The organism is Pseudomonas sp. 14P5.3.2, assembly GCF_057799175.1.
The window spans coordinates 167552-190172 of sequence record NZ_JBYOKU010000001.1; the positions used below are offsets into that span (position 1 = coordinate 167552).

General features: G+C 60.2%; 17 protein-coding genes. 15 read left to right on the top strand and 2 right to left on the bottom strand.

What is annotated here, in order from left to right:
- Positions 1-51: 51 nt before the first annotated feature.
- Positions 52-2292, top strand: a complete 2241-nt coding sequence (locus AC27VU_RS00745) for a TonB-dependent receptor (RefSeq protein ID WP_488723275.1) — start codon at positions 52-54, stop codon at positions 2290-2292.
- A 26-nt stretch (positions 2293-2318) separates the two neighbouring features.
- On the opposite strand, the gene AC27VU_RS00750 is transcribed toward AC27VU_RS00745, so the two are convergent.
- Entirely contained in the window at positions 2319-3068 is a 750-nt protein-coding gene (locus tag AC27VU_RS00750) for an SDR family oxidoreductase (protein WP_488723157.1), read from the bottom strand.
- Positions 3069-3168: 100 nt separating this feature from the next.
- Between AC27VU_RS00750 and AC27VU_RS00755 the strand changes: the two genes are divergently transcribed.
- A complete protein-coding gene (locus tag AC27VU_RS00755; RefSeq protein WP_400496590.1) occupies positions 3169-3549 on the top strand; it encodes a winged helix-turn-helix transcriptional regulator in 381 nt (126 codons plus the stop codon).
- A 16-nt stretch (positions 3550-3565) separates the two neighbouring features.
- Here AC27VU_RS00755 and AC27VU_RS00760 read toward each other — a convergent pair whose 3' ends face one another.
- Complete coding sequence (locus AC27VU_RS00760) at positions 3566-4861, bottom strand: NRAMP family divalent metal transporter (RefSeq protein WP_488723158.1); 1296 nt, start codon at positions 4859-4861, stop codon at positions 3566-3568.
- A 371-nt stretch (positions 4862-5232) separates the two neighbouring features.
- On the opposite strand from AC27VU_RS00760, the gene AC27VU_RS00765 reads away from it, so the two are divergent.
- The 13 genes from AC27VU_RS00765 (at position 5233) to AC27VU_RS00825 (ending at position 22590) form a co-directional block, all read left to right on the top strand.
- Complete coding sequence (locus tag AC27VU_RS00765; protein WP_103483453.1) at positions 5233-5766, top strand: fimbrial protein; 534 nt, start codon at positions 5233-5235, stop codon at positions 5764-5766.
- An 80-nt stretch (positions 5767-5846) separates the two neighbouring features.
- Complete coding sequence (locus tag AC27VU_RS00770; protein WP_226499325.1) at positions 5847-8294, top strand: fimbria/pilus outer membrane usher protein; 2448 nt, start codon at positions 5847-5849, stop codon at positions 8292-8294.
- 30 nt (positions 8295-8324) lie between these two features.
- Positions 8325-9062 carry a fimbrial biogenesis chaperone gene (locus AC27VU_RS00775; protein ID WP_226499326.1) on the top strand — a complete coding sequence of 246 codons (738 nt, stop codon included), beginning with the start codon at positions 8325-8327 and terminating at the stop codon, positions 9060-9062.
- Positions 9059-10096 (top strand): fimbrial protein, encoded by a 1038-nt coding sequence (locus AC27VU_RS00780; RefSeq protein WP_201137654.1) that lies wholly within the window; start codon positions 9059-9061, stop codon positions 10094-10096. Before AC27VU_RS00775 ends, AC27VU_RS00780 begins: the two co-directional genes overlap by 4 nt.
- Before the next feature lie 139 nt (positions 10097-10235).
- Positions 10236-11441, top strand: coding sequence for an EAL domain-containing response regulator (locus tag AC27VU_RS00785; protein WP_262141831.1), 1206 nt, complete (start codon positions 10236-10238; stop codon positions 11439-11441).
- Between the two features lie 139 nt (positions 11442-11580).
- On the top strand, positions 11581-12207 hold the full coding sequence (locus tag AC27VU_RS00790) for a response regulator transcription factor (RefSeq protein WP_103483451.1): 627 nt from the start codon (positions 11581-11583) through the stop codon (positions 12205-12207).
- On the top strand, positions 12208-15849 hold the full coding sequence (locus AC27VU_RS00795; RefSeq protein WP_488723159.1) for a transporter substrate-binding domain-containing protein: 3642 nt from the start codon (positions 12208-12210) through the stop codon (positions 15847-15849). It abuts the gene before it with no gap.
- Between the two features lie 277 nt (positions 15850-16126).
- A complete protein-coding gene (locus AC27VU_RS00800; protein ID WP_103520684.1) occupies positions 16127-16534 on the top strand; it encodes a DUF4398 domain-containing protein in 408 nt (135 codons plus the stop codon).
- 10 nt (positions 16535-16544) lie between these two features.
- Positions 16545-17318, top strand: coding sequence for an OmpA family protein (locus tag AC27VU_RS00805; protein WP_103520685.1), 774 nt, complete (start codon positions 16545-16547; stop codon positions 17316-17318).
- 242 nt (positions 17319-17560) lie between these two features.
- Positions 17561-18109, top strand: coding sequence for a fimbrial protein (locus tag AC27VU_RS00810; protein WP_201137657.1), 549 nt, complete (start codon positions 17561-17563; stop codon positions 18107-18109).
- Between the two features lie 87 nt (positions 18110-18196).
- On the top strand, positions 18197-18937 hold the full coding sequence (locus tag AC27VU_RS00815) for a fimbrial biogenesis chaperone (RefSeq protein WP_103483446.1): 741 nt from the start codon (positions 18197-18199) through the stop codon (positions 18935-18937).
- Positions 18938-19012: 75 nt separating this feature from the next.
- The gene (locus tag AC27VU_RS00820) at positions 19013-21529 is read left to right on the top strand and encodes a fimbria/pilus outer membrane usher protein (protein WP_488723160.1); all 2517 of its coding nucleotides are present in this window, start codon (positions 19013-19015) and stop codon (positions 21527-21529) included.
- Complete coding sequence (locus AC27VU_RS00825) at positions 21526-22590, top strand: fimbrial protein (RefSeq protein ID WP_262141835.1); 1065 nt, start codon at positions 21526-21528, stop codon at positions 22588-22590. The genes AC27VU_RS00820 and AC27VU_RS00825 overlap by 4 nt, the downstream gene beginning before the upstream one ends.
- Positions 22591-22621: the final 31 nt, after the last annotated feature.

Genomic DNA, 22621 nt, shown 5'->3' on the forward strand with positions numbered 1-22621 from the left:
CTTCTTTATTCGCGCACCTTTAACGCTGGCGCACTGAGCCTGTTCTCCCTGATGCCGTTTTCGCCGGCAACGGCCAATGACCTGCCGGCCAATTCCGATGTGCTGCAGACGGTCACGGTTGAGGCCCGACGCCGCAGCGAAGATGCCCAGCAAGTGCCCACGGCGATGAGCGTGCTCGGCGCACAAACCCTCGAGGAACAGCGCTTGTATCGCTTGCAGGATTTGCAGCAGGCGATGCCCAGCGTCAACGTCGCGTTCATGCACGCGCGGCAATCGAGCCTGTCGATTCGCGGCTTGGGCAACAACCCGGCCAGCGACGGCCTGGAGGGCAGCGCCGGCATCTACCTGGACAACGTCTATCTCGGCCGTCCCGGCATGGCAGTGTTCGATTTGCTGGATGTCGAGCAGATCGAGTTACTGCGCGGCCCGCAGGGCACCTTGTTTGGCAAGAACACCACGGCCGGGGTGCTAAACATCACCACGCGCCGCCCATCGTTTACGCCGCAAGGCAGCCTCTCCACCTCGGTGGGCGAGGATGGCTACACGCAAAATCAGGCGAGTTTTTCCGGACCGCTCAATGACACGTTGGCGGGGCGCCTTGCGGTTTATCGCACTCATGACAACGGCTACGTGAACAACGAGTACGACGGGCACACGCTGGGCGGCGGCGTTCGTCAGGGCGCGCGTGGGCAGTTGCTGTTCCAACCCAACGAGGACTTCAATCTGCGCTGGCTGGCTGATTATCACGAAGAGGATTCCAGCGCCGGCACACGTTCGTTGTTCAGCACCGGGCCGACCATCAATGGCGTCAACCGCTACGAACAGCGTGCAGCGGCGGTCGGGGCAACGCTGGTCAGCGGTCGCCGGGTCAATCTGAACGCCGATCAGAGCGTCAAGGTGTTTCAGGGCGGGACTTCGCTGGAGGCGAACTGGAATCTGCCTGATGGCTACACGCTGACGTCGATCAGCGCTTATCGGTGGTGGGATTTCACCCCGCGCAATGATGACGAACTCAACGTTGATGTGATGCACAACGTCGGGCAGTCCGCTCGCGATAAACAGTACTCGCAGGAGCTGCGACTGGCCTCCCCGGTGGGGGAACATTTCGACTATGTGCTCGGTGCTTACTACTTCCGTCAGGAAATGAACAACAGCGTTTTCACCGACTACGGCCCTCTGGCAGATACCTGGAACGGCACCCCGCAAGGTGCATTGAACAACGTCACCAGCGTAGGGCATGGCAATGTCGATACCGACAGCTTCGCCACATTTGCTCAGGGCACCTGGCATTTGACCCCTCGCCTGGATTTCACTTTGGGCCTGCGCGGCACGTATGAGCGCAAGCTGGCAGAGGTCACCCGCAACGCGCCTTTGGGCGGCAGTCCGGTCAGCGGCGCCGCAGCGGGTGCCCGGGCCGGAAGGGTCGGCGCTTACGATTCCGGTGACTTGAGCCTGTACAGTTTCAGCCCATCGGCACTGGCAAGCCTCGCGTGGCATGTGAACGATCAGGTGCTGGGCTATGCGTCGCTGTCCCACGGCGAAAAGTCGGGTGGTGTGAACCTCAGCGTCGCCAGTGCCCCGGTCGCCGGTGCCGACTCATTGTTGATCGGCAGCGAAAGGGCCAACGACGCCGAGCTGGGCATCAAAACCACGTTGCTCGATCAACGCCTGTTGCTCAACGCCAACCTGTTCTGGACGGTGGTGCATGGCTATCAGACCAATGCCTACGACGACGTCAATCTGACCAGCTATCTGACCAATGCCGGCTCGGTACGCAGTCGCGGGCTGGAACTCGACAGCAGTTGGCGCCCGCTGCGGGGCCTGACGATCAACCTCAATGGATCATGGAACGATGTGCGTTATCTGTCTTACGAGGATGCCCCATGCCCGGCCGAGATCGCCTTGCGTCCGGGGGCGCCGGCGGCCTGCGATCTGAGCGGGCATGCCGTGGTGGGCGCGTCGAAATGGATCTTCAACAGCAACGCCGCGTACCAGTGGAATCTGGACGACGGCTTGCAGCCCTACGTCAGCGGTAGCTACGCGTGGCGTTCCCATGCAGTCGGCACAGTGGATGACTCAGCGCAAGGTCAGTTGCCGGGATACGGCCTGGTGAACGTCGCCACCGGTGTGCGTGGCGACTGGGGCAGGGGGCAGTGGGACGTTTCGCTGTGGCTGAAAAACGTCTTCGACAAGACGTACTACACAACGCTGTGGAACTCACCCAACGGTGCGTATACCGGCGTGCTGGGTACGCCGCGAACCCTGGGAATGACCGCGCGTTATGATTTCTGAATGACGTCTGCGGGCGCTGGTTTCAATCACAAATTGCCGACGCCGCCGTCCACCAGCAATTCGGTCCCGACCACGTAAGCCGATTCATCAGAGGCCAGGTAAACGGCAGCTTTTGCCAGTTCCCACGGGGTTCCCATGCGTCCGATCGGCACCAGTTGGCGAATCCGCTCGCGCAACGCCTGCTGCTCGGCGGCAGGCAAGCCGAGTTTGTCCAGCGCCGCCGTTTCAGTAGGGCCGGGGCTGAGGCCATTGACGCGAATGCCTCGCTGGATCAGTTCGCCGGAAAGCGTGCGCGCCAGTGACAGCAGCCCGGCCTTGCTGGCGGCGTACGCGCTGCTTTGTGCAAGACCGATCCTGGCACTGACGGAACCGCAGAGGATCACCGAGGATGGATTGGCCAGTAATGGCATCAGCGCCTGGATCAGAAAGAACGGGCCCTTGAGGTTGATCTGCATGAGCTGATCCCATGCCGCTTCGTCCCAATCCTCGATAGAGCGGTGAGTGACGTCGCCGGCGTTGACGAACAGCACGTCCAGCCGCGGCCAGACCCCGGCGAGTTTGCGCGCCAGCGTCTGTTGGCCAATGCTGTCACCCGCATCGCTCTGGATCGCGAGAACGGTATCGCCCAGTTCGTGCGTGACAGCCTGCAAGGCACTTGCGCTGCGTCCAGTGACTGCGACTGTCGCGCCTTCCAGCACAAACTGGCGTGCGGTTTCCAGGCCGATGCCGGAGGTGCCGCCAGTGATCAACGCGAATTTGTTCTTCAGCCTCGACATATCTTGCGCCTCTGCAACGGGTTGGATAGCCATTCTCAGAGCATTAGTATCCTTTGACCAGTAGGCACCTTTTGCATACCAAGGGACGGAGTTGATCCTCATGAACACTGAACAACCGCTGCCAGGCGCCAACGATTTGCCGCTGAAACCGCCCTCGGGCTGCCCGATGGTTGATTTCGTCAATCTGATTTCCGGCAAGTGGGCCATTCCGATCCTGTACCGGCTGATCGTGCTGGACTGCCCTGTGCGCTTCAGTGATCTGCAGCGTGCGGTGGCGCCCATCACCCAGAAGGAACTGACGCGCCAGTTGCGCCTGTTTGAACAACGCGGGCTGGTGACGCGCACGGTTTTCGCGCAGGTACCGCCCCGGGTGGAATACCGGATCACGGCTCTGGGGAGCACTCTGCAAGGGACGCTGGACTCGCTGGCGCAATGGATGCGCATCAATGCCGATCAGCTTCGCCATCCCCACTGCGAATAACGCGGATACCCAGGCGCTACGCTGCAAACAGGCCCCAGAACATGCCGATGACCACGACCGCCATCGCCGCCGTGCAACTCCAGCCCAGAACTTTAAGCCCGGGCGCAATGACGAAGGAGCCCATGATCTTCGGGTGCGATGCCATCAACATCATGATGAACATGATCGGCACTGCAATCACCCCGTTGACGACAGCGCTCCACAGCAACGCCTTGATCGGGTCAATCGGCGCAAAGCAGATCAACACACCCAATAAGGTCGACGCCGCGATGATGCTGTAAAACGCTTTGTCGGCCAGGGGTTTGGCCGACAGGCTGTTGCGCCAGTGAAATGTTCCGGCGACGGCGTACGCCGCAGAACCTGCCAGGACGGGAACCGCCAGTAGTCCTGTGCCAATGATGCCGGCGCTGAACAACCAGAAGGCGAACTCGCCGGCAATCGGTCGCAAGGCACTCGCGGCCTGCTCGGACGTCTGGATGTCCGTGAGGCCATGCAGGTGCAGGGTGACAGCGGTGGTCAGCATGATGAAAAACGCGACGATATTCGAGATCCCCATGCCGATCAGCGTGTCGGTGTTGATGCGGGTGAAATTGGCTTTTGCCTGGTTTGGCGCATCGATCAGTGACTGCGCCTGCGGATCGGCCTCCAGTTCTTCGACTTCCTGGGATGCCTGCCAGAAAAACAGATAAGGGCTGATGGTCGTGCCAAAAATGGCCACCACGATGGTGATGTACGCCGGTTTCCACGACAGCTGAGGCCAGGCGGTGTGCTCAACGACCTGGCCCCAGGGAATGTGCACGGCAAACACGATCCCCACATAGGCCAGCAGCACCAGGGTCAGCCACTTGAGTACGCGCACATAACGCTTATAGGGAATGAACACCTGTAGCAGCAGGGACACGATGCCGAAGCCAACGGCATAGAAGTGCGGCGATCCACCGATCAACAGCTTCAGTGCCGCCCCCATGGCGGCGATGTCCGCTGCGATATTGATGGTATTGGCAAACATCAACAGCGCGACGATCCCGAACAACAACGGGCGAGGGTAATGCCTTCGAATATTGGTCGCCAGCCCATGCCCGCTGACGCGACCGATCCTGGCACTGATGATCTGAATGCCAACCATCAACGGAAACGTCAAAAACAGGGTCCAGAGGGTATTCAAGCCGAATTGTGCGCCGGCTTGCGAGTAGGTGGCGATCCCGCTGGGATCATCATCCGCCGCCCCCGTGATAAGCCCGGGTCCGAGTTTTTTTACCCATGAACCGTGGCTGACAACCGCAGGCTTCTCGATGGGCGTTTTATTGTTCATTTTTTTCTCAGGGAGAAGGACTGCCGCACCTGTTTTGAATGATGTTTTTTTCAACAGGATTCAGAAACGCCTGAAGAGGTGTTGCCACGGGTTTGACTATAGACGCATACCCGGACGTGCACCGGCCCGGGCAGGTTAAGCGGGAAATTTCCTACAGTTTGCAGTGACGAATCCTACATGTTCGCCAGTGGCTGTCAGCGATCATTTTCAGCGGAACGAAGTACTCGTCATTTCGTCGCCCTGAAAGATTCGCTGTCAGCATCGACCGTTACAAGTCAAACAATCGACGGTGTGTTTTCAATGTATTTCAGGTGCGAACTCAGAAGGGCGAGTAGTTGTTTCAAAAATAACTATCCCATCGAGATTCAGTCATGAAAAAGATTGTCGTTGTTACTGCCGCTACCGTTGTAATGGGTCTGGCTTCCTTGGCGAACGCCGCCACTCCGCCTACTGGCAACCCGGGCACTATTCGCTTCACCGGTGAGATCGTTTCCGGCGCGTGCGGTATCGATGCCAACTCCCTGGACCAGACCGTTCCACTGGGTCAGGTACCTGCCAACACCTTCAAGGCAATCGGCGATCGTTCGAGTCCTGAGAAGTTCGACATCGTTCTGACCGAGTGCGATACCTCGACTCAGAAAAACGCCCGTTTCACCTTCACCGGTGTGCAGGATCCAACCGTTCCAGAGCTGTTCGCTACTACCGGTCTGGCACAGAACGTCGGCATCCGCCTGCAGGCCAGTGCTGGCGAAATGCTCGACAACGGTAAAGAACAAGTGGCTCCGGTAGTTCTGCAGAACGGCAACAACACCGTTTCGTTTGCTGCCATGTACGAAGCGACGGCGGCCACCGTCACTACCGGTGAAGCTGACAGCGTTGCCAACTTCACAGTGGCTTACAACTGATAAGCCTTTATCAGTTGTAAGAGAAAGGGGTGCAAACCCCTTTTTTTATTGCGCTTGAATCATTCGATAGGGTTTCTCCCTTGTATCGTCGCACTTTCATTCTGTCCTCTCTTTGGTTGGCAATCAGCCAGGCACAGGCTGTCGAGTTCAATTCGGACTTTCTGAATATTGATAACGACAAGAATGTCAGCCTCGGGCAGTTTGTGCATGCCGACTACACCGTGCCCGGCACTTACTTGCTCGACATTGCTGTCAACCAACGGTACTTCGGCACGCGCTCGATTGAATTCAAACCCGGCGCTGACCCACAGCAGAGTTATGCCTGTCTGACGCTGGATCTGGTGCAGACCTTCGGCCTCAAGCCGCCACTGCTGGAAAGCTTGCCGCGTACGGCGAACGGGCAGTGCGTGGATCTGGCCAGCGTGCCCGGCGTGAGCATCAAATACCTGAAGAACCTGGCACGCCTGGCAATCAGCATTCCCCAGGCATCGTTCGAGTACGACGACCCCAACTACATTCCGCCGGCAGCCTGGAGCAATGGCTTGAATGGCGCGCTGCTCGATTACCGGGTGATCGCCAACTCGCGTCAGTCATCGGCGTCTGGCAATTCCACTCGTTCGAATTCGGTGCAGAGCTACGGCACGGCCGGTCTGAACTTCGATACCTGGCGCGTGCGTGCGGACTATCAGGCTCAAGTACGCAACGACAGCCAGGGTGATGACATCGGCGACAAGCCGTTTCAGCTGAACCGCTTGTACGCCTATCGCGCGCTGCCCTCGATCCGCTCGAAGCTGTCGGTGGGCGAGGATTACCTGAACTCGGACGTGTTCGATACCTTCGCCCTGCGTGGCGCGACCCTGAGCAGTGACGACCGTATGTTGCCGCCCAATCTGCGCGGCTATGCACCGTTGATCAGTGGTCTGGCACGCACCAATGCCACCGTCACGGTTTCCCAGCAGGGGCGCGTGCTGTATTCCACCACCGTGACCCCGGGCGCGTTCAGCATTCAGGACTTGAACAGCAGCGCCCAGGGCACGCTGGACGTCACTGTGCGCGAAGAGGACGGTACCGAGCAGAAATTTACCGTATCCACCGCAGCGGTGCCGTTCCTCGCCCGTGAAGGCGAGTTGCGCTACAAGCTGTCCGGCGGCCAGCCACGGCTGGACGGCGCGCGCGGGATCGAACCGGGTTTTGTCGCCTCGGAACTGGCGTACGGCTTGCCCCATGACTGGACCGCGTATGGCGGCGTCCTCGCTTCCTCGGGTTATCTGGCTCATGCCGTCGGGCTGGGCAAGGATCTGGGCGCGTTCGGCGCCTTGTCGGCCGACGTCACCACCTCCCGCGCCAAGTTGCGCTGGAACGGTGAGCAAGTCACCGGTAACTCGTACCGCATCAACTATTCCAAGCACTTCGATGGCATTGGCACCGATCTGCGCTTCCTCGGTTATCGCTTTTCCGACAAGACCTTCACCAACTTTTCGCAGTTTATCGGTGACCCCGACTCCTACTCGATGAACGCCGGCAAGCAGCGCTATTCGGTGATCCTCGCCAAGAGTTTCCCGTGGTTGTCCACCAGCCTGTCCTTCGACCATTCCACCTATTGGGATGCGCCGGATGCCGATCGGGTTGGCGTGTCGCTGGCGCGCAGTTTTTCCCTGGGCAACGTCAAGAACATCAACGTCAACCTGTCGGCGTACCAGACGCGCAATGCCTTGCAGAACGACTCGCAGATCTACCTCGGAGTGACCATTCCGCTGGGCGGCAATTCGACGATGTCGAGCAACATCCAGCACAGCGGTTCCGGTGGCTATGCCGGCAATGTCGGTTACAGCCACGACACTGGCGAGGGCGTGAACTATCAGGTTTACGGCGGCGTCGGCGACAACCGCTACGTCAATGCCTACGTCGGCAAACGCACCTCGACGTATCGCGCCAATGCCTCGGTCACCACCGATGGCAGTACCTACAGCTCGGCCACCGGTGAAATTGATAGCTCGCTGGTGGTGACCCGCTATGGCGTGGCGGCCCACGGCAACGGCTCGAACGGCGATACCCGATTGCTGGTGTCCACCGACGGCGTGCCGGACGTGGCGTTTGCCGGTCGTGCCCGAACCAACCAGGACGGTTACGCCGTCATGGATGGCCTGCCGTCGTTTCAGGCCTACGAGGCCCGGGTCAACATGGAAAAGCTGCCGCTCAACACTGAAGTCAGCAACCCGATTCAACGGCTGGCGCTGACCGAAGGCGCGATCGGCTACGTGAATTTCCCCGCGGGGCAGGGGCACAACGCGTTCGTCACGCTGCTGTTGGCAGATGGCAGTGCAGTGCCGTTCGGGGCCTCGATTCAGGACAGCAATACCAACAAGGAAGTGGGCATCGTCGGCGAGGACGGAGTGACGTACCTCTTGGGCGTGAAAACCGACGCTCGCCTTGTGGCGCGTTGGGACGACAGCAAAAGCTGCGCCCTGGCCGAACTGCCCGTCGAAGACATCGTGACCAATGTCTCGCATCCCTTGCGCTGCCTGTAGGGCGGCGCCCTGACTTTCTGGAGATTTCCTATGAATTGCCAACCCAACTTGCAGCGCTGTAAATCGCTGCTCCTGACGCTGTCCATGAGTCTGCCGCTACTGGCCAACGCCGCGGTGGTGCCGGATCGGACCCGGGTGATTTTCGAAGAAGGCGCGCCGTCGGTGAGTGTCACCGTCGGCAATCGCAGCCCGGAACTGCCCTTCGTCATTCAGTCATGGATCGAGGATGAAAGCGGCAAGAAAATCAGCTCGCCATTCATGGTGCTGCCGCCGCTGCAACGGATCGAGGCCAAGGAAAGCACGATTCTGCGCATCGTCAAACTGCCCGATACCGTGTTGCCCACGGATCGCGAATCGGTGTTCTACCTGAACATCCGCGAGATTCCGCCCAAGACTCAGGCGGTCAACGCGATGCAGATTGCGCTGCAATCGAAAATCAAACTGTTCTACCGTCCCAGCGGGGTGAAGAGAGAGCGGGGCGCCGATCTGGCGTTGGGGCTGAACATCAGGATCGACCCGGCTGCCAAGGCGTTGCTGGTGGATAATCCGACGCCGTTTCACATCACCATCGTCGGATTGCAGGCAGGCCCCGAGAAGACCGCGATGCCGATCGACACGGTGATGCTCAAACCGATGAGCAATACCCGTTTTGCGTTGAGCCAAACCGGGTTCAACACCTTGCGGGTGCTGAACATGAACGACTTCGGTGGTCAGACTGATTCGCTGTTCCAGTGCGCCGCCAACGTGTGCAAGGGCGTGCAGAAATGACGGGCTGGTTGCGCCGGCATCGACGCAAGGCGCTGCAAGTGTGCGTCGCGTCGTTGCTGCTGGGGTTTTCCCAGGCGTCGATGGCGCTGTTCTGCAAGTCGATGACCAATGGCGACTATCTGAGCGAATACATCGGCCCAGTATCGGTGCCGGACAGTGTGCCCGACGGTACGATCATCTGGCGTTCAAGAACCCAGGTGGTGCCGGCCCAGTGCTGGAAGCCGTACGATATACACTTTGCCGAAAATGATCCGATCTATTTCTACGGCAACCCGGCACGCCTGGACGCCACGCCATGGGGCATCGAGTTCGGTCTGGTGTACCGAGGCGTCACGGCGTGGGATGGCGACTGGAGTTCCAACCCGGCGATGGGCGTCAACACCGGGTTCGTTTCTCCGGGATGTCCGACGGCGGGCACCGCCGATGAGGTTAAAGCCTGTTCGATGGTCTACCCCAACATCGCGTTTCAGGTGGTGATCCGCAAACGCGGACTGCTACCGTTGCAGCGTCCGACGCAGGATACCTACGACGTGTTCCAGTTCGACGGTCTATACGGTCTGAACGGCGGGCCGTCCAACCCGTCCGGCAACTTCCGTTATCAGCTCAGCGGTTTGCAGAACATCGTCGGCACTGCCTGCACGGTTGATGTCACCGTGACGCCGGAGCCGGGCATCGTCGACTTCGGCGTGGTGCAGAAAACCAGCACCGGTTTCTCGCCGCCCAACCCGACCAAGCCGTTCAGCCTGGCGCTGGACAAGCATTGCAGCACGCCGGTCAATATCGGTGCGACGTTCGTGACGGCCAACCAGCAGGGCGAATACAACATTCTGCCGGCGGCGGACAGCCAGTTCGCGATCCAGATCCGCGATGCGAAAAACAACTTGCTGCCGATCAACGAGCCGTTCGACCTGGCCAGTTTTGCCGCGGACGTGAGCCATATCGACGTGCCATTGAGCGCGTCCATGGTGTCGCTGGGTGACCCGCAGGTCGGGCCGTTCAATGCCATCGTGGTGGTGCAGGTCGTGTATCACTGATCTCGACGGCTCGGGCACAGAGGACGCCGGAACAAGTCTTGGGAAATTTCCTACATGACGCAGAGATAAATCCTTCCTCGAAAGGCCCGCCTAACCGCCATCATTGTGCCTTCAGGTTTGCAAAATAATGGAGGTGACGATGACCACCCCACGTGTTCTGGTGATGGAAAAACATGGGTTCGAGCGCAATATTCTGGGCAGGATGTTGCGCCAACTCGGCATACATGACGTGCTGCAAGCCGAAGATGCCGAGCAGGCGATGATCGCCATGCAACGTAGCGGCGGCGTCGATATCGTTCTGTGTGACCTCGGGGGCAAGGGGCTCGACTGCCTGGAGCTGTTGCGTTATGCCAGTCCGATCGGACTGGTCAAAGCCGTGGCCCTGTTCAGCGAACACCAGCCGGAATTGCGTCGTGCGGTGGGGCAGATGGCGAGTCTGTCGGGCCTGCAATTGCTCGGTGTTCTCGATGTGCCGTTGCAATTGGGTGCGTTGAGCCGGCTGCTCAAGCGTTACCGTTGTCCGCCGCCACCTCTATTGCAGGCGTTGGCCGTCACCGAGTTGCCCAGCGAGGAAGAGGTGCGCCGGGGCCTGGCCATGGGCGAGTTCCGTGGCTGGTTCCAGCCCAAGCGTGTGATGAGGGACGGCCGGCTGGCCGGTGCCGAGGCATTGGTGCGCTGGGAACATCCTGAAAAAGGACTGTTGTTACCCAAGGACTTTCTCGCTGCGGTGCTGGCCTACGACTTGATTGACGAGATGTTCAAGCAGTTGTTCGAGCAGGGGCTGAACATTCTCGGCATTTTGCGCCGACAGGGAATTGCCCTGGAAATGGCGTTCAACCTGCACGCTTCGCAATTGTCCAGCCCGAGTCTGATCGAGCACATTCAGCGCACCTTGCAGCGTCATGGCATTTGCGGGTCGGCCCTGATGTTCGAGCTGGCGGAGAACGGTCTGCTGGATCTGCATGCCCAGGTTCAGGAGAACCTGCTGCACATGCGCATGCTGGGGTGTGGTCTGTCGATCGATGATTTCGGCTCGGGTTTCTCGTCACTGAAGCTGTTGTGCCAACTGCCATTCAACCAGATCAAGCTCGATGGCCAGTTCGTGCATAACTTGAGTGAACCGCGAAATCGCGCCATGGTGGCCAGCACACTGGCACTGGCCCGGTCGCTGGACATGACCCTGGTGATCGAAGGTGTCAGCAGCCGGCAAATTCGTGATGCACTGGTCGCCATGGGCTGCCAGATTGGCCAGGGTTTTTACCTGGCCAGGCCGATGTCCGGGCACGACCTGCTGCAATGGTTGCACCAGGCAGCATTCGAGGCGCAGAACGTGCCCTCAGATTAGGCGGACGCTTTCCAGAAATTTCCTACAATTCAGTCGGGTTCGTGTACTTTTGTTGAGCTATCGACTGGCCGACGGGTTCATCGTTGCACCATGGACGTCTTGTCACCGGAGTCATCCGGCGTGTCTTACAGGGGTTTACATGTATAAAGCTTTGATTGTGGATGACCATCCGTTCATTCGCTCTTCGGTCAAGATGCTGTTGCAGCACGAGCAGTTCGAAGTGGTCGCCGAGGCTGACAACGGTGCCGACGCCGTGCAACTGGCCCGCGAACACTTGCCGGATCTGATCATTCTCGACATCGCCATCCCAAGGCTCGATGGGCTTGAAGTGCTCAGCCGTATCGCCGCATTGCGCCTGCCCAGCAAGATTCTGGTGCTGACCTCGCAGTCAGCGCTGTTCTATTCGATGCGCTGCATGAAGGCCGGCGCCGCCGGTTTCATTTCCAAGACCAATGAGCTGGATGAGTTGGTCAAGGCGATCAAGACTGTGATGGACGGCTACACCTTCTTCCCCAATCTGGCCAACAGCTCGGTGCGCCGCAGCGATGTCGAAGCGACCGATCTGGAGTTGATCCAAAGTCTGTCGGACCGCGAGCTGGTGATTCTGCAGCAACTCTCCATGGGGCTGACCAACAAGGAAATCGGTGACGCGATGCTGATCAGCAACAAGACCGTGAGCACTTACAAAACCCGCCTGATCGAAAAGCTTAACGTCAAGTCGGTGGTGTACCTGGCTGACTTCGCCAAGCGTAACAACCTCATCTGAATGAACAGACTTCTGAAACGTTGCCTGGCAGGCGCGGTGCTGTTCTGTTCGCTGGCCGGTGGCCTGGCGTGGGCGGCTCCGCCACAGAGCCTGCACCTGCTCGGGCGCTCCAGCGTGGGCGATTACAGCGTCGGCCTGGATGAGGCCGACTGGAGCTGGCTGCGCAGCAAAGGCACGTTGGTGCTCGGGTCTGCGGCACCGGATTACTTGCCGTTCAGTATCACCACCAATGGTCGGGATTATGAAGGCGTAACGGCCGACTACGCCCATTTGCTCGGCGAGCTGTTGCACGTCAAAGTCAGAGTGCAGCGCTACTCATCGCGGGCCGAGGTGTTGTCGGCGCTCAAGGCCGGTGACATCGACCTGCTGGGCAATGCCAACGAGTTTGAAGCCGCCGACCCCGAACTGGTGCTGTCCGAGGCCTACGCCGAAGATCAGCCGACGCTGGTCAGCCGGGTGGGCGACAGCCAGAACCTTGATCCGGAACTGGCCGACAAGCGTGTCGCCATGCTCTATCACTACTTGCCGCCAGAGACCGTCGAAGCCTTTTATCCAAAAGCGAAGCTGCAGCTGTATCCGTCAACGCTCAGCGCTCTTGGTGCGGTGGCATTCGGGCAGGCTGATGTGTACCTCGGCGATGCGATCAGTGCCAATTACCTGATCAACAAGAACTACCTGAACAACGTGCAACTGGCCGACTTTTCGCGGATGGAAGTGAGCAACTTCTCGTTCGCCCTGAGCCGCAACAATTCGCGTCTGCTGCGCATCATCAACGCCGCGCTGCTGGAGATTCCGGTCACCGAACGCATGACCATCCTGCGCCGCTGGAGCGCCGGCGGCGCAAGCATGCCGGGCCAGCATCAGTTGCATTTCAGCGTCAGCGAACAGCGCTGGCTGGACAAGCATCCACGGCTGCGCGTGGTCGTCGACGACAGTTTTCTGCCGTTATCCTTTTACACCGATGAGGGCGAGTTTCGCGGGATCAGCGCCGACGTGCTGTCCAAGGTTTCGTTGCGCACCGGGTTGAAGTTCGATGTGCAGCGGGTGAACTCGGTTGGGGAAATGATCGAATCGATCGTCAGCAACAAGGCTGACCTGCTGATCACTCTGACGCCCAGCGCCGAGCGCGAAAATGTCCTGCGCTTCACCCGGCCTTACCTCGCCACGCCCTTTGTCCTGGTCAGCCGCACAACCGCCGGCAGCCCGAGCACGCTGGACGACATGGCCGGCAAACGCCTGGCGGTGATCACCGGCAATGCCACGCGCGACATGCTTACCGAGCAATACCCGAACATCCACCTGGTCGATGCCGATAACGCTCAGGACGCGATGGCCATGGTGGTCAACGGCGAGGCCGACGCGGCCGTCAATTCGCTGATTACCGCGCGTTACATGATTTCCCGTCAGTACCGTGATCGCCTGCGCATTACCAGCACCGTGGGGGTGATGAATGCCCGGATCGCATTTGCCACCGCCCGTGGCTCGCTGGAGCTGTATTCGATTCTGGACAAGGCTTTGCTGAGTATCGCCCCGGAAGAAATGGACGAATTGACCAACCGCTGGCGCAGTGAAGTGGTGGTGGGCGACAGCTATTGGCTGCGTAATCGCACGGCGATCATTCAGGGCTTTGTCGCGGCTGCCGCATTGTTGTTGATTGCGCTGGGCTGGATCGCCTACCTGCGCATGCTGATGCGCAAGCGCAAGCAGGCCGAGCAGGCGTTGAACGATCAGGTCGAGTTCATGCGGGTACTGATCGACGGCACGCCGCATCCGATTTATGTGCGCGATCGTGACGGGCGCTTGTTGATCTGCAACACCGGTTATCTGCAGGTGTTCGGTGTCGAGCGCGAGCAGGTGATCGGCAAGACGGTACTTGAAGGCGTGCTGGGCAATCCGGATGAAGCGGCGACCTATCACCGCGATTACCAGCAGGTCATGCAGGATGGCTTGCCACAGATCCAGGATCGCAGCCTGAGCATGGTCGACGGTCGGGTGCTGACCATTTACCACTGGATGCTGCCGTATCGCAGCAGCAATGGCGACGTCAGCGGGATGATTGCCGGCTGGATCGACGTCAGCGAGCGCCAGCGTTTGCTTGCCGAGTTGCGCGAAGCCAAGGAGGGGGCCGATGACGCCAACCGCGCCAAGACTACGTTCCTCGCGACCATGAGCCATGAAATCCGTACACCAATGAATGCGGTGATCGGCATGCTGGAACTGGCGCTGAAAAAAGCCGATCAAGGGGTGATGGATCGCTTTGCCATCGAAGTCGCCTCCGGCGCCGCTCGCGGCTTGCTCGATTTGATCGGCGATATCCTCGACATTGCCCGCATCGAATCTGGGCGCCTGTCGCTGGCGCCGGAGCGCGCCAACTTGCGCGAGTTGCTCGAATCGGTGGTGCGCATTTTCGAAGGGCTGGCGCGGCAGAAGCATCTGCAACTGCAACTGGACCTGGATGCGCGGGCCAATCGTGACGTGCTGGTCGATCCCTTGCGCTTCAAGCAGATCATTTCCAACCTGTTGAGCAACGCCATCAAGTTCACCGCCGAAGGGCAGGTGCGCCTGAGCGTGCGGGTCGAGCCTCAAGCCGATGATCAGCACCTGAGTGTGGTCATCCGGGTCGAAGATACTGGGCACGGGATCAGTGAAGAGGATCAGAAACGCCTGTTCAGTCCGTTCACCCAGGCCGCCAACCACAACCAGTCCGCACGCAGCGGTTCCGGCCTGGGGCTGATGATCAGCCGCACGCTGTGCGAAATGATGGGCGGCCAGTTGACCCTGACCAGTGTGTTGCACAAGGGCACGCAGATCGAAGTCACGCTGGATCTGACCACCCTCGAACCGCTGGCGGAACTGCCGCCGGCAGAAACCGAGAACCGTGGATCCGGGCAAAGCCTGAATATTCTGGTGATCGACGATTACCCGGCCAACCGTCTGTTGCTGTCACAGCAATTGAGTTATCTGGGGCATCGGGTGGTTGACGCCGAAGACGGTGCTCATGGTCTTCGGGCGTGGCGCAACGGCAACTTCGATGTGGTCATCACCGACTGCAACATGCCGATCATGAATGGCTACGACCTGGCCCGGGCCATCCGTGACGATGAAGCCGCGCGCGGGTTAAAGCCAAAATTGATTCTCGGTTTCACGGCTAACGCACAGCCGGAGGAAAAGGATCGCTGCCGCGAGGCGGGGATGGATGATTGCCTGTTCAAACCCATCAGCCTGAAGAACCTCACTGCGCGGCTGAGCCAGGTGATGGGCGACGAAACAACAGTCGAGGTCGGTGCCGAGCCGATGCCCGAATCCACCGAGGTGATGGATCTTGCCAGCCTGGAGCAACTGACCCGTGGCGACGTGGCGTCGATCAAGAGTCTGTTGGGCGACCTGGCCAGCAGCAACAGCGAAGACATGGCGCGACTGATGCAGTTGTTCAGCAAACATGATTTGCCGGGGCTGGCCGACCTGGCCCATCGGGTCAAGGGCGGGGCACGCATCATCAAGGCCAACGCGCTGATCCACAGTTGCGAGGCGCTGGAAACGGCCTGCAACGGCGCGGACTCCGTGCAGGTGACCGAGGCCGTGGATGCCTTGCATCAACACATGGATCGCCTGGCCGGGCACCTCGAAGACTATCTCGCCTGATCCTAACGCCAAGGGCGGCGGGCCATTGCCTGTCTCCCACGCTCTGTACTCCCCAGCACTTTCCCCCCAAAACACCGGCCTTATGCCTGAGGCCGGTTTGGGGCTGTCCTGCGCGCAAATTTTTTGTTTTTCAAACCGTTGCTTGGGAAACGTCCTACAGAGCGGCTTGCAGCCTTCGGATAGTTTGTCGGCACTGACTGTGCACAGGCAGTTCCACAAGCATCAATCCGCAGGGGAGAGGTTGCCCCGGGATTACTTTTTCAGGCTGGAGCAGTAGATGACGAATACACAACGGGTAGGTACGTGGGCAGCGTTGCTGGCACTGGTCGCTGCGCTGAGTGCCTGCGCCAGCGCGCCGGCACCGGACGACCAGATTGTCCTGGCAAAAAACGCTGTCAATCGTGCCGTTTCGGCAGACGCCACGCAGTACGCGCCGCTGCAAATGAAAGCCGCTCAGGACAAGCTGTTCCTCATGGAACGGGCCATGGGCGAACGTAACTTCGCACAGGCGCGTACTCTGGCCGAACAGATTGAGGTCGACGCCAACCTGGCTGAACGCCAGGCACGTGCAGTGAAGTGGCAGCAACAATTGCAGCAGTCCCGCGCCGGCATCCAGGTGCTCAAACAAGAAATGCTGCAGGCCCCGGATACGGGTTTCACCCCATCGGCCAATGCCGGCGAATAAGGAAAAAAACATGCGACATTCAGTACGTATTCCTGCCGTTTCGCTTTTCGCAGTCTTGATGGCCGGTTGCGCCGCACCACCGCTCAACAGTCATCTGCAACAGGCGCACGCGCAGTTCAGCGCGCTGCAAGCGAAGCCGCAATCGAACACGTTGGCCGCACTGGAAACCAAAGACGCGTTCATCGCCCTGAACAAGGCGGACGCCGCGTCGAACAACGATCGTCGTGATCCGGCCATTGATCAGTTGGCGTATCTGGCCAGTCAGAAAATCGAGTTGGCCGAGCAGACCATTCTCGGTCGCGAAGCCGAAGCGAGCCTGAAGAACATCGCCGCCGAGCGCACTCAGGTGCAGCTGGACGTGCGCACCCAGCAACTCAAGGCGTTGCAGGCGCTGAAGGCGAAGCCCACCGAACGTGGCCAGGTCATCACTTTCGGCGATGTGCTGTTCGATACCGGCAAGGCTGATCTGAAGTACGGCAGCCAGCGCAACTTCCAGCAGTTGGCGGATTTTCTCGCGGCCAACCCGGAGCGCAAGGTGCGCGTCGAAGGCTTCACTGACACCGTCGGCAGCGATGAGCTGAATCTGCGTCTATCCGAGCGCCGTGCTGCCTCGGTGGCTTCGGCCCTGGCGCAATTGGGCGTCGACAGCCACCGCATCATCACCGCCGGCTACGGCAAGCAGTATCCGATTGCCGATAACAGCAGCAGCCATGGCCGCCAGTTGAACCGTCGGGTTGAAGTGATCGTGTCGAATAGCGCCGCAGTGGTCGGCACTCGCAATTAAGGCTGGATTCAGCCGCTGAAACGCCCGCTTTCCGCCTGTCGGTCAGCGGGTTTTTTGTGCGTGAAGCCAGCGCTCACGCAAGGAAATTTCCTACAACGCGACGGGCGTGTTCCTACAGGGTTTGTCCTGTCGCATCTCGATAATGAACCCCGTTGAAAGGCAAACCGCAACCCGGTGAGCCATTCACCAGTGGATGAAGCCCGAGCGGGTTTCCCAAGCCTCCTCATTATCTGGATAACGTTATGAACAAGTTTGCGCTCAAAAGTCTGGTTGCTGCTGTCGTTCTCGCCGCGGGTTCTCAAGCTGCCATGGCGGCTGACGGCGAAATCAATTTCGTCGGCACCGTGACCGACAACACCTGCCCGGTGGTCGTGACTGACCTCAACGGCTCGGCCGGTGCCGGCGATGTTGGCCTGGGCAACGTACCGAAAACCGCACTGGCCAATGTCGGCGACGTCGCTGGCGGCGGCGCCTTCACCCTGACCATCGATACCGGCGCCCCAGGCTGCAGCGTCACCGGTAAAAGCGCCACGGTGAAGTTCCTGTCCCTGAGCGGCAATGCCGGTTCCAGCGGTCAGTGGATTGGCATCACCCCGGACGCCGGCGCCGCGACCAACGTCGCCGTACAGATCAAGGACGCCACTGGCAAAGACGTGCAGTTGGGCCTTGAGTCGGCTCCGTACCTGGACCTGACCCAGCCGTTGCGTTTCACCGCCAACTACATCGCCACCGGTGCTGCGACTTCCGGTCCGGCCAACGCCAAAGCGGCGTTCACCGTCGACTACGAGTAAGCCCTGTTGATGCGCCGCTGCTGTCCTGGATGGCAGCGGCCATCCCCTCGCTCGTGCCAGTGGCCGGGCGGCCAGAGGATGATCGAAATGAAAAAACTGACTTCCCCCTTCAAAACCGCATCGGCCATCGCGCTGCTGCTGGGCAGCACATTGCTGAGCAGCGTCAGTCAGGCCGGTGTGATGCTCGGCGGCACGCGGATCGTGTTCGACGGCAGCAAGCGTGATGCGTCCATCACTGTCAGCAACACCACCTCGCAACCGTACATGGTGCAGACCTGGGTCAACACCGAGGCGGATGACATGACCACGGCGACGCCGTTTGTCTCGACGCCACCGTTGTTTCGCCTTGATCCGCGCAAAGAACAGATGGTGCGGATCCAGAAAGTCGCGGGCAATCTGCCGACGGATCGCGAATCGGTCTTTTACTTCAACGCCCAGGAAATTCCGGTGGCCAGCGAGGGCAATGCCAACACGTTGAAGATCGCCATGCGCACCCGGGTCAAGTTGTTCTATCGCCCGACGGGCCTCAAGGGCACCGCGCTGGATGCCGCGTCGCAGTTGCAATGGAGCCTGACGCAGGAGCAGGGCCAGGCCGTACTGGTGGTCAACAACCCTTCGCCGTACCACGTGTCGTTCATTGGTGTGACAGCCAAGTCGGGTGCACAGAGCGTTGAAGTCGCCGAACCGAAAATGGTCGCACCGATGAGCAGCCAGCGTTATCCGCTGCCGGGCTTCAAGGGCACCAGCGGCGAAGTGGTGTACTCCGCGATCAACGACTACGGCGGCTACACCGATCCCAAGAGCGTTGCGCTGAGCGGCGCCCGCTGACGCTTCATCCCTTTTCCCTGCGATTGAATCGGCGTGCCACACCTGTGGCGCGGCGGCAGAGTAGTGAGTATTGCCATGCGAATCGAAGCCTCCTCCAGCTCCCGTTTTTCCGTGCCGTTTGCGCCGCTGCCGTTGTGGGTGGCCGTCGTGGCCGCGTGCCTGAGCAACGTCGCCCACGCCGGTGAACCGGCGAAGTTCGATGCAGGTTTCATGCAGTCGTTTGGCGGTGCCAGTGCCGGTCCGAACCTGGACCTGGACGCCATCGGCAACAGCGGCAGCATCGGCCCGGGCGCCTACCCGGTGGTGATTCGCCTGAACCAGAGCTTCTTCGATCGTCGCGATATGACGTTTGCCAAAGACGAGGCCAGCGGCGAAGTGCGCGCGTGCCTGTCACCCGCATTTCTGCAGGAGCTGGGGGTGAAGATCGAAGCCTTCCAGGTACCCGGTGAAATCCTCCCCGATTGCATGGATCTGGCGGCGCTGATCGACGGTGCGTCGGTGAGCTTCGATGCCGGTCACCTCGCGCTGGACATCAGCGTGCCGCAGATCGCCTTGCGCCGCGATGCGGCCGGCTATGTCGCACCTTCGGAGTGGGATCGCGGGATCAATGCAGCGATGCTCAATTACCAGTTTTCGGCAGCGCAGACCCACAGCGATGCGCGCGGTAGCGGCAACCAGTACAACCTCTATGCCAACGGTGGCTTCAACCTCGGCGACTGGCGCTTTCGCTCCAGCTCTTCGTTCCGTCAGGACAAGGAGGGTGGCAGTGACTGGCAGCGCAGCAACACCTATGCGCAGCGCGATATCACCTCGCTCAAGGGCACCTTGACCCTCGGCGAAAGTTTTACCCCGGGCGATGTGTTCGACAGCGTGCCGTTTCGTGGCGTGCAACTGGCCTCGGACATGGGCATGTTGCCGGACTCGATGCAGGGCTATGCGCCGATCATTCGCGGCATTGCCGAAACCCAGGCCAAGGTCGAAGTGCGCCAGAATGGCTACTCGCTCTACACCACCTACGTGGCGCCGGGTGCTTTCGAGATCGACGACCTCAACGCCGCCTCGGGCAGCGGTGATCTGGAAGTGATCATCACCGAAGCCGACGGCCGCGAGCGGCGCTTTACCCAGCCGTACGCGACGCTGGCCAACATGTTGCGCGAGAAAACCTGGCGCTACAGCGTCACGGCCGGTGAGTACAACGCGGCCAACGGCGGCGAGCGCCCGATGTTCGGCCAGGCTACGGCGGCGTACGGTTTGCCGTTCGACCTGACGTTGTACGGTGGTTTGCTGGGTGCCGACTTTTATCGCGCCGGCACCGCCGGTATCGGCAAGAGCCTTGGCAGCCTCGGTGCGGTCTCGATGGACGTGACTCAGGCGCAGACCGATGTGCCGACGTCGGTCTCGGCCAAGGGTGAAAGCAAGAAAGGCCAAAGCGTCGGCTTGCGCTATGGCAAGGCATTCGAAACCGGCACGTCGGTGCGTTTCGCCGGTTATCGCTACTCCACCGAAGGCTATCGGGATTTCGCCGAGGCCGTGGATCTGCAGCAACCCAACGAATACAGCCAGTTCTCCAAACGCAGCAAGGTCGAGGCCAGCATCAACCAGGCGCTGGACAACTATGGCTCGTTCTACCTGAACATGAGCAAGCAGAACTACTGGGGCACCTCGCGCGAAGACAAGCAGATGCAACTGGGCTTCAACACCCAGTACAAGGGCGTGACCTATGGCGTGTATGCCAGCAAGACCCTGACCGACTCGTTCGGTGACAACAACCAGTTGGTGTTCACCGTCTCGATGCCGCTGGGCCAGTCGCGCAACACTGGTACGTTCAGCGTGACCCGCAACAACGATGGCAGCCTCGATCAGCGTGCCGGTCTGAGCGGACGCGACGGCAACCTCAACTACAGCGTCAACGCCAACCGCGTGGAGAACACCGGCAACAACGGCTCGGCAATGGTCGGCTATCGCGCACCGTTTGCCCAGTTGGGCGCGGGGGTCAGCGTCGGTCAGGGTTACAAGCAGACGTCGGTCAGCGCCGCCGGTTCGGTGCTGGCGCACAGCGATGGCCTTGAATTTGGCCAGACCCTTGGCGAAACCGTGGCGCTGGTCGAAGTCAAGGACACGCCTAAGGTCGGCGTGCTCAACGCGCCGGGCACCCTGACCAACGACAAGGGCTACGCGCTGGTGCCGTACGTCACGCCGTACCGCAAAAACCGCGTGGCAGTCGACACCAGCGAACTGGATACCAGCGTCGATATCGCCGAGGGCGTGACCAACGTGGTGCCGCGTCGCGGCGCGGTGGTCAAGGCGACGTTCGCTGCGAGCCGTTCGGAAAAAATCCTGCTCAACGTGCGTTTGCAGGACGGCAAGTTGCTGCCGTTCGGCACCACGGTACATGACGAGCAGGGCGCCAGCGTCGGTGTGGTAGGGCAGGCCGGTCAGGTGCTGCTGTCCGCCGGCAGCGGCAAGACCTACACCATGAAGTGGGGCGAGAAAGCCGCACAAACCTGTGAAATTCAACTGGATATCGGCAACACCCCGGCCACCGATGGTTACCGGGTGATGGATGCCGTGTGTCGAGGAGTTCGTCCATGAAACACATGAAAACGTGGAAAAAGCGCCTGCTGCTGAGCGCGTTGGCGGCGGTACCGTTTGTGCTGTCAGAGATGGCGTTGGCCGACTGTAGGTCAACCAGCGCGACCCAGAGCGTGCACCCCATCGGGGATGTGTACATTCCCCAGGATGCGCGTGTGGGATCGACCATCGGTCTGGTCAAGTACACCCGGTTCCCGATCATCAACTGCACGACGACCGTACCGTTTTCGATCCAGGCCAACATGCTGGGTGCGAAGTTGCCCACGGTCACCGCAGCCATCGGCTCAGTACAAGGTAGCCAGCTCTACGCCACGAACATTCCCGGCGTCGGGGTAGGGATGGTCAACGAGAGTCGCCCCAACTACCTCTGTCTGACCTCCGGCAGTTGGTACTTTCCGCTGACGTTTGTCGGCTGCAACAGCGGTGGTTTTGGCTCCAATACCTATAACAGCCTGATCCTGATCAAGACGGGTCCCATTCCAGCGGGCAACCACGATTTCGGCAATTTGCAGGTGTATACCGTCACGATCGACAACAATGGCACGCCGTTCGACTGGATCGACGGCCGCCTGACCGGCAGCGTGACCGTGGCCGGATGCAGCATGCCCGAAGGCGTGGGCAGCATCATCGACGTGCCGATGAAAAACTGGGAGCGCCGCGTATTCAACGGGCCCGGCAGTGTGACCGAGACTCAGGGCTTCAACATCACCCTGGAAAGCTGCATTGCCGGAACCTACACCGGTAACCCGACCTGGAACTATTTCAGCGGCAACACTGCCAACATCCGCCTCGACGGCGCCAAAGGTTCGATGATCGTCGATGGCACCCAAGGCGTACTCGGGCTCAACTCCGAAGCCACCGCCAGCGGCGTTGCCGTGCAGGTGTTGAAGAAGGACGGCACGCCGATGCCGCTGGGCGTCGAAGTGCCGGTGATGCCGGTGCAGGATGGCAACACCGTGCTGGAATTTGGCGCACGCTACATCCAGACCGCCGGCAATTCCACAGGCCCACAGCCGGGCAGTGCGACGGCCACGGCGAATTTCACCATTACCTACAAGTAAAGGCATAGAACCTGCGCAGATTCATGTCAGG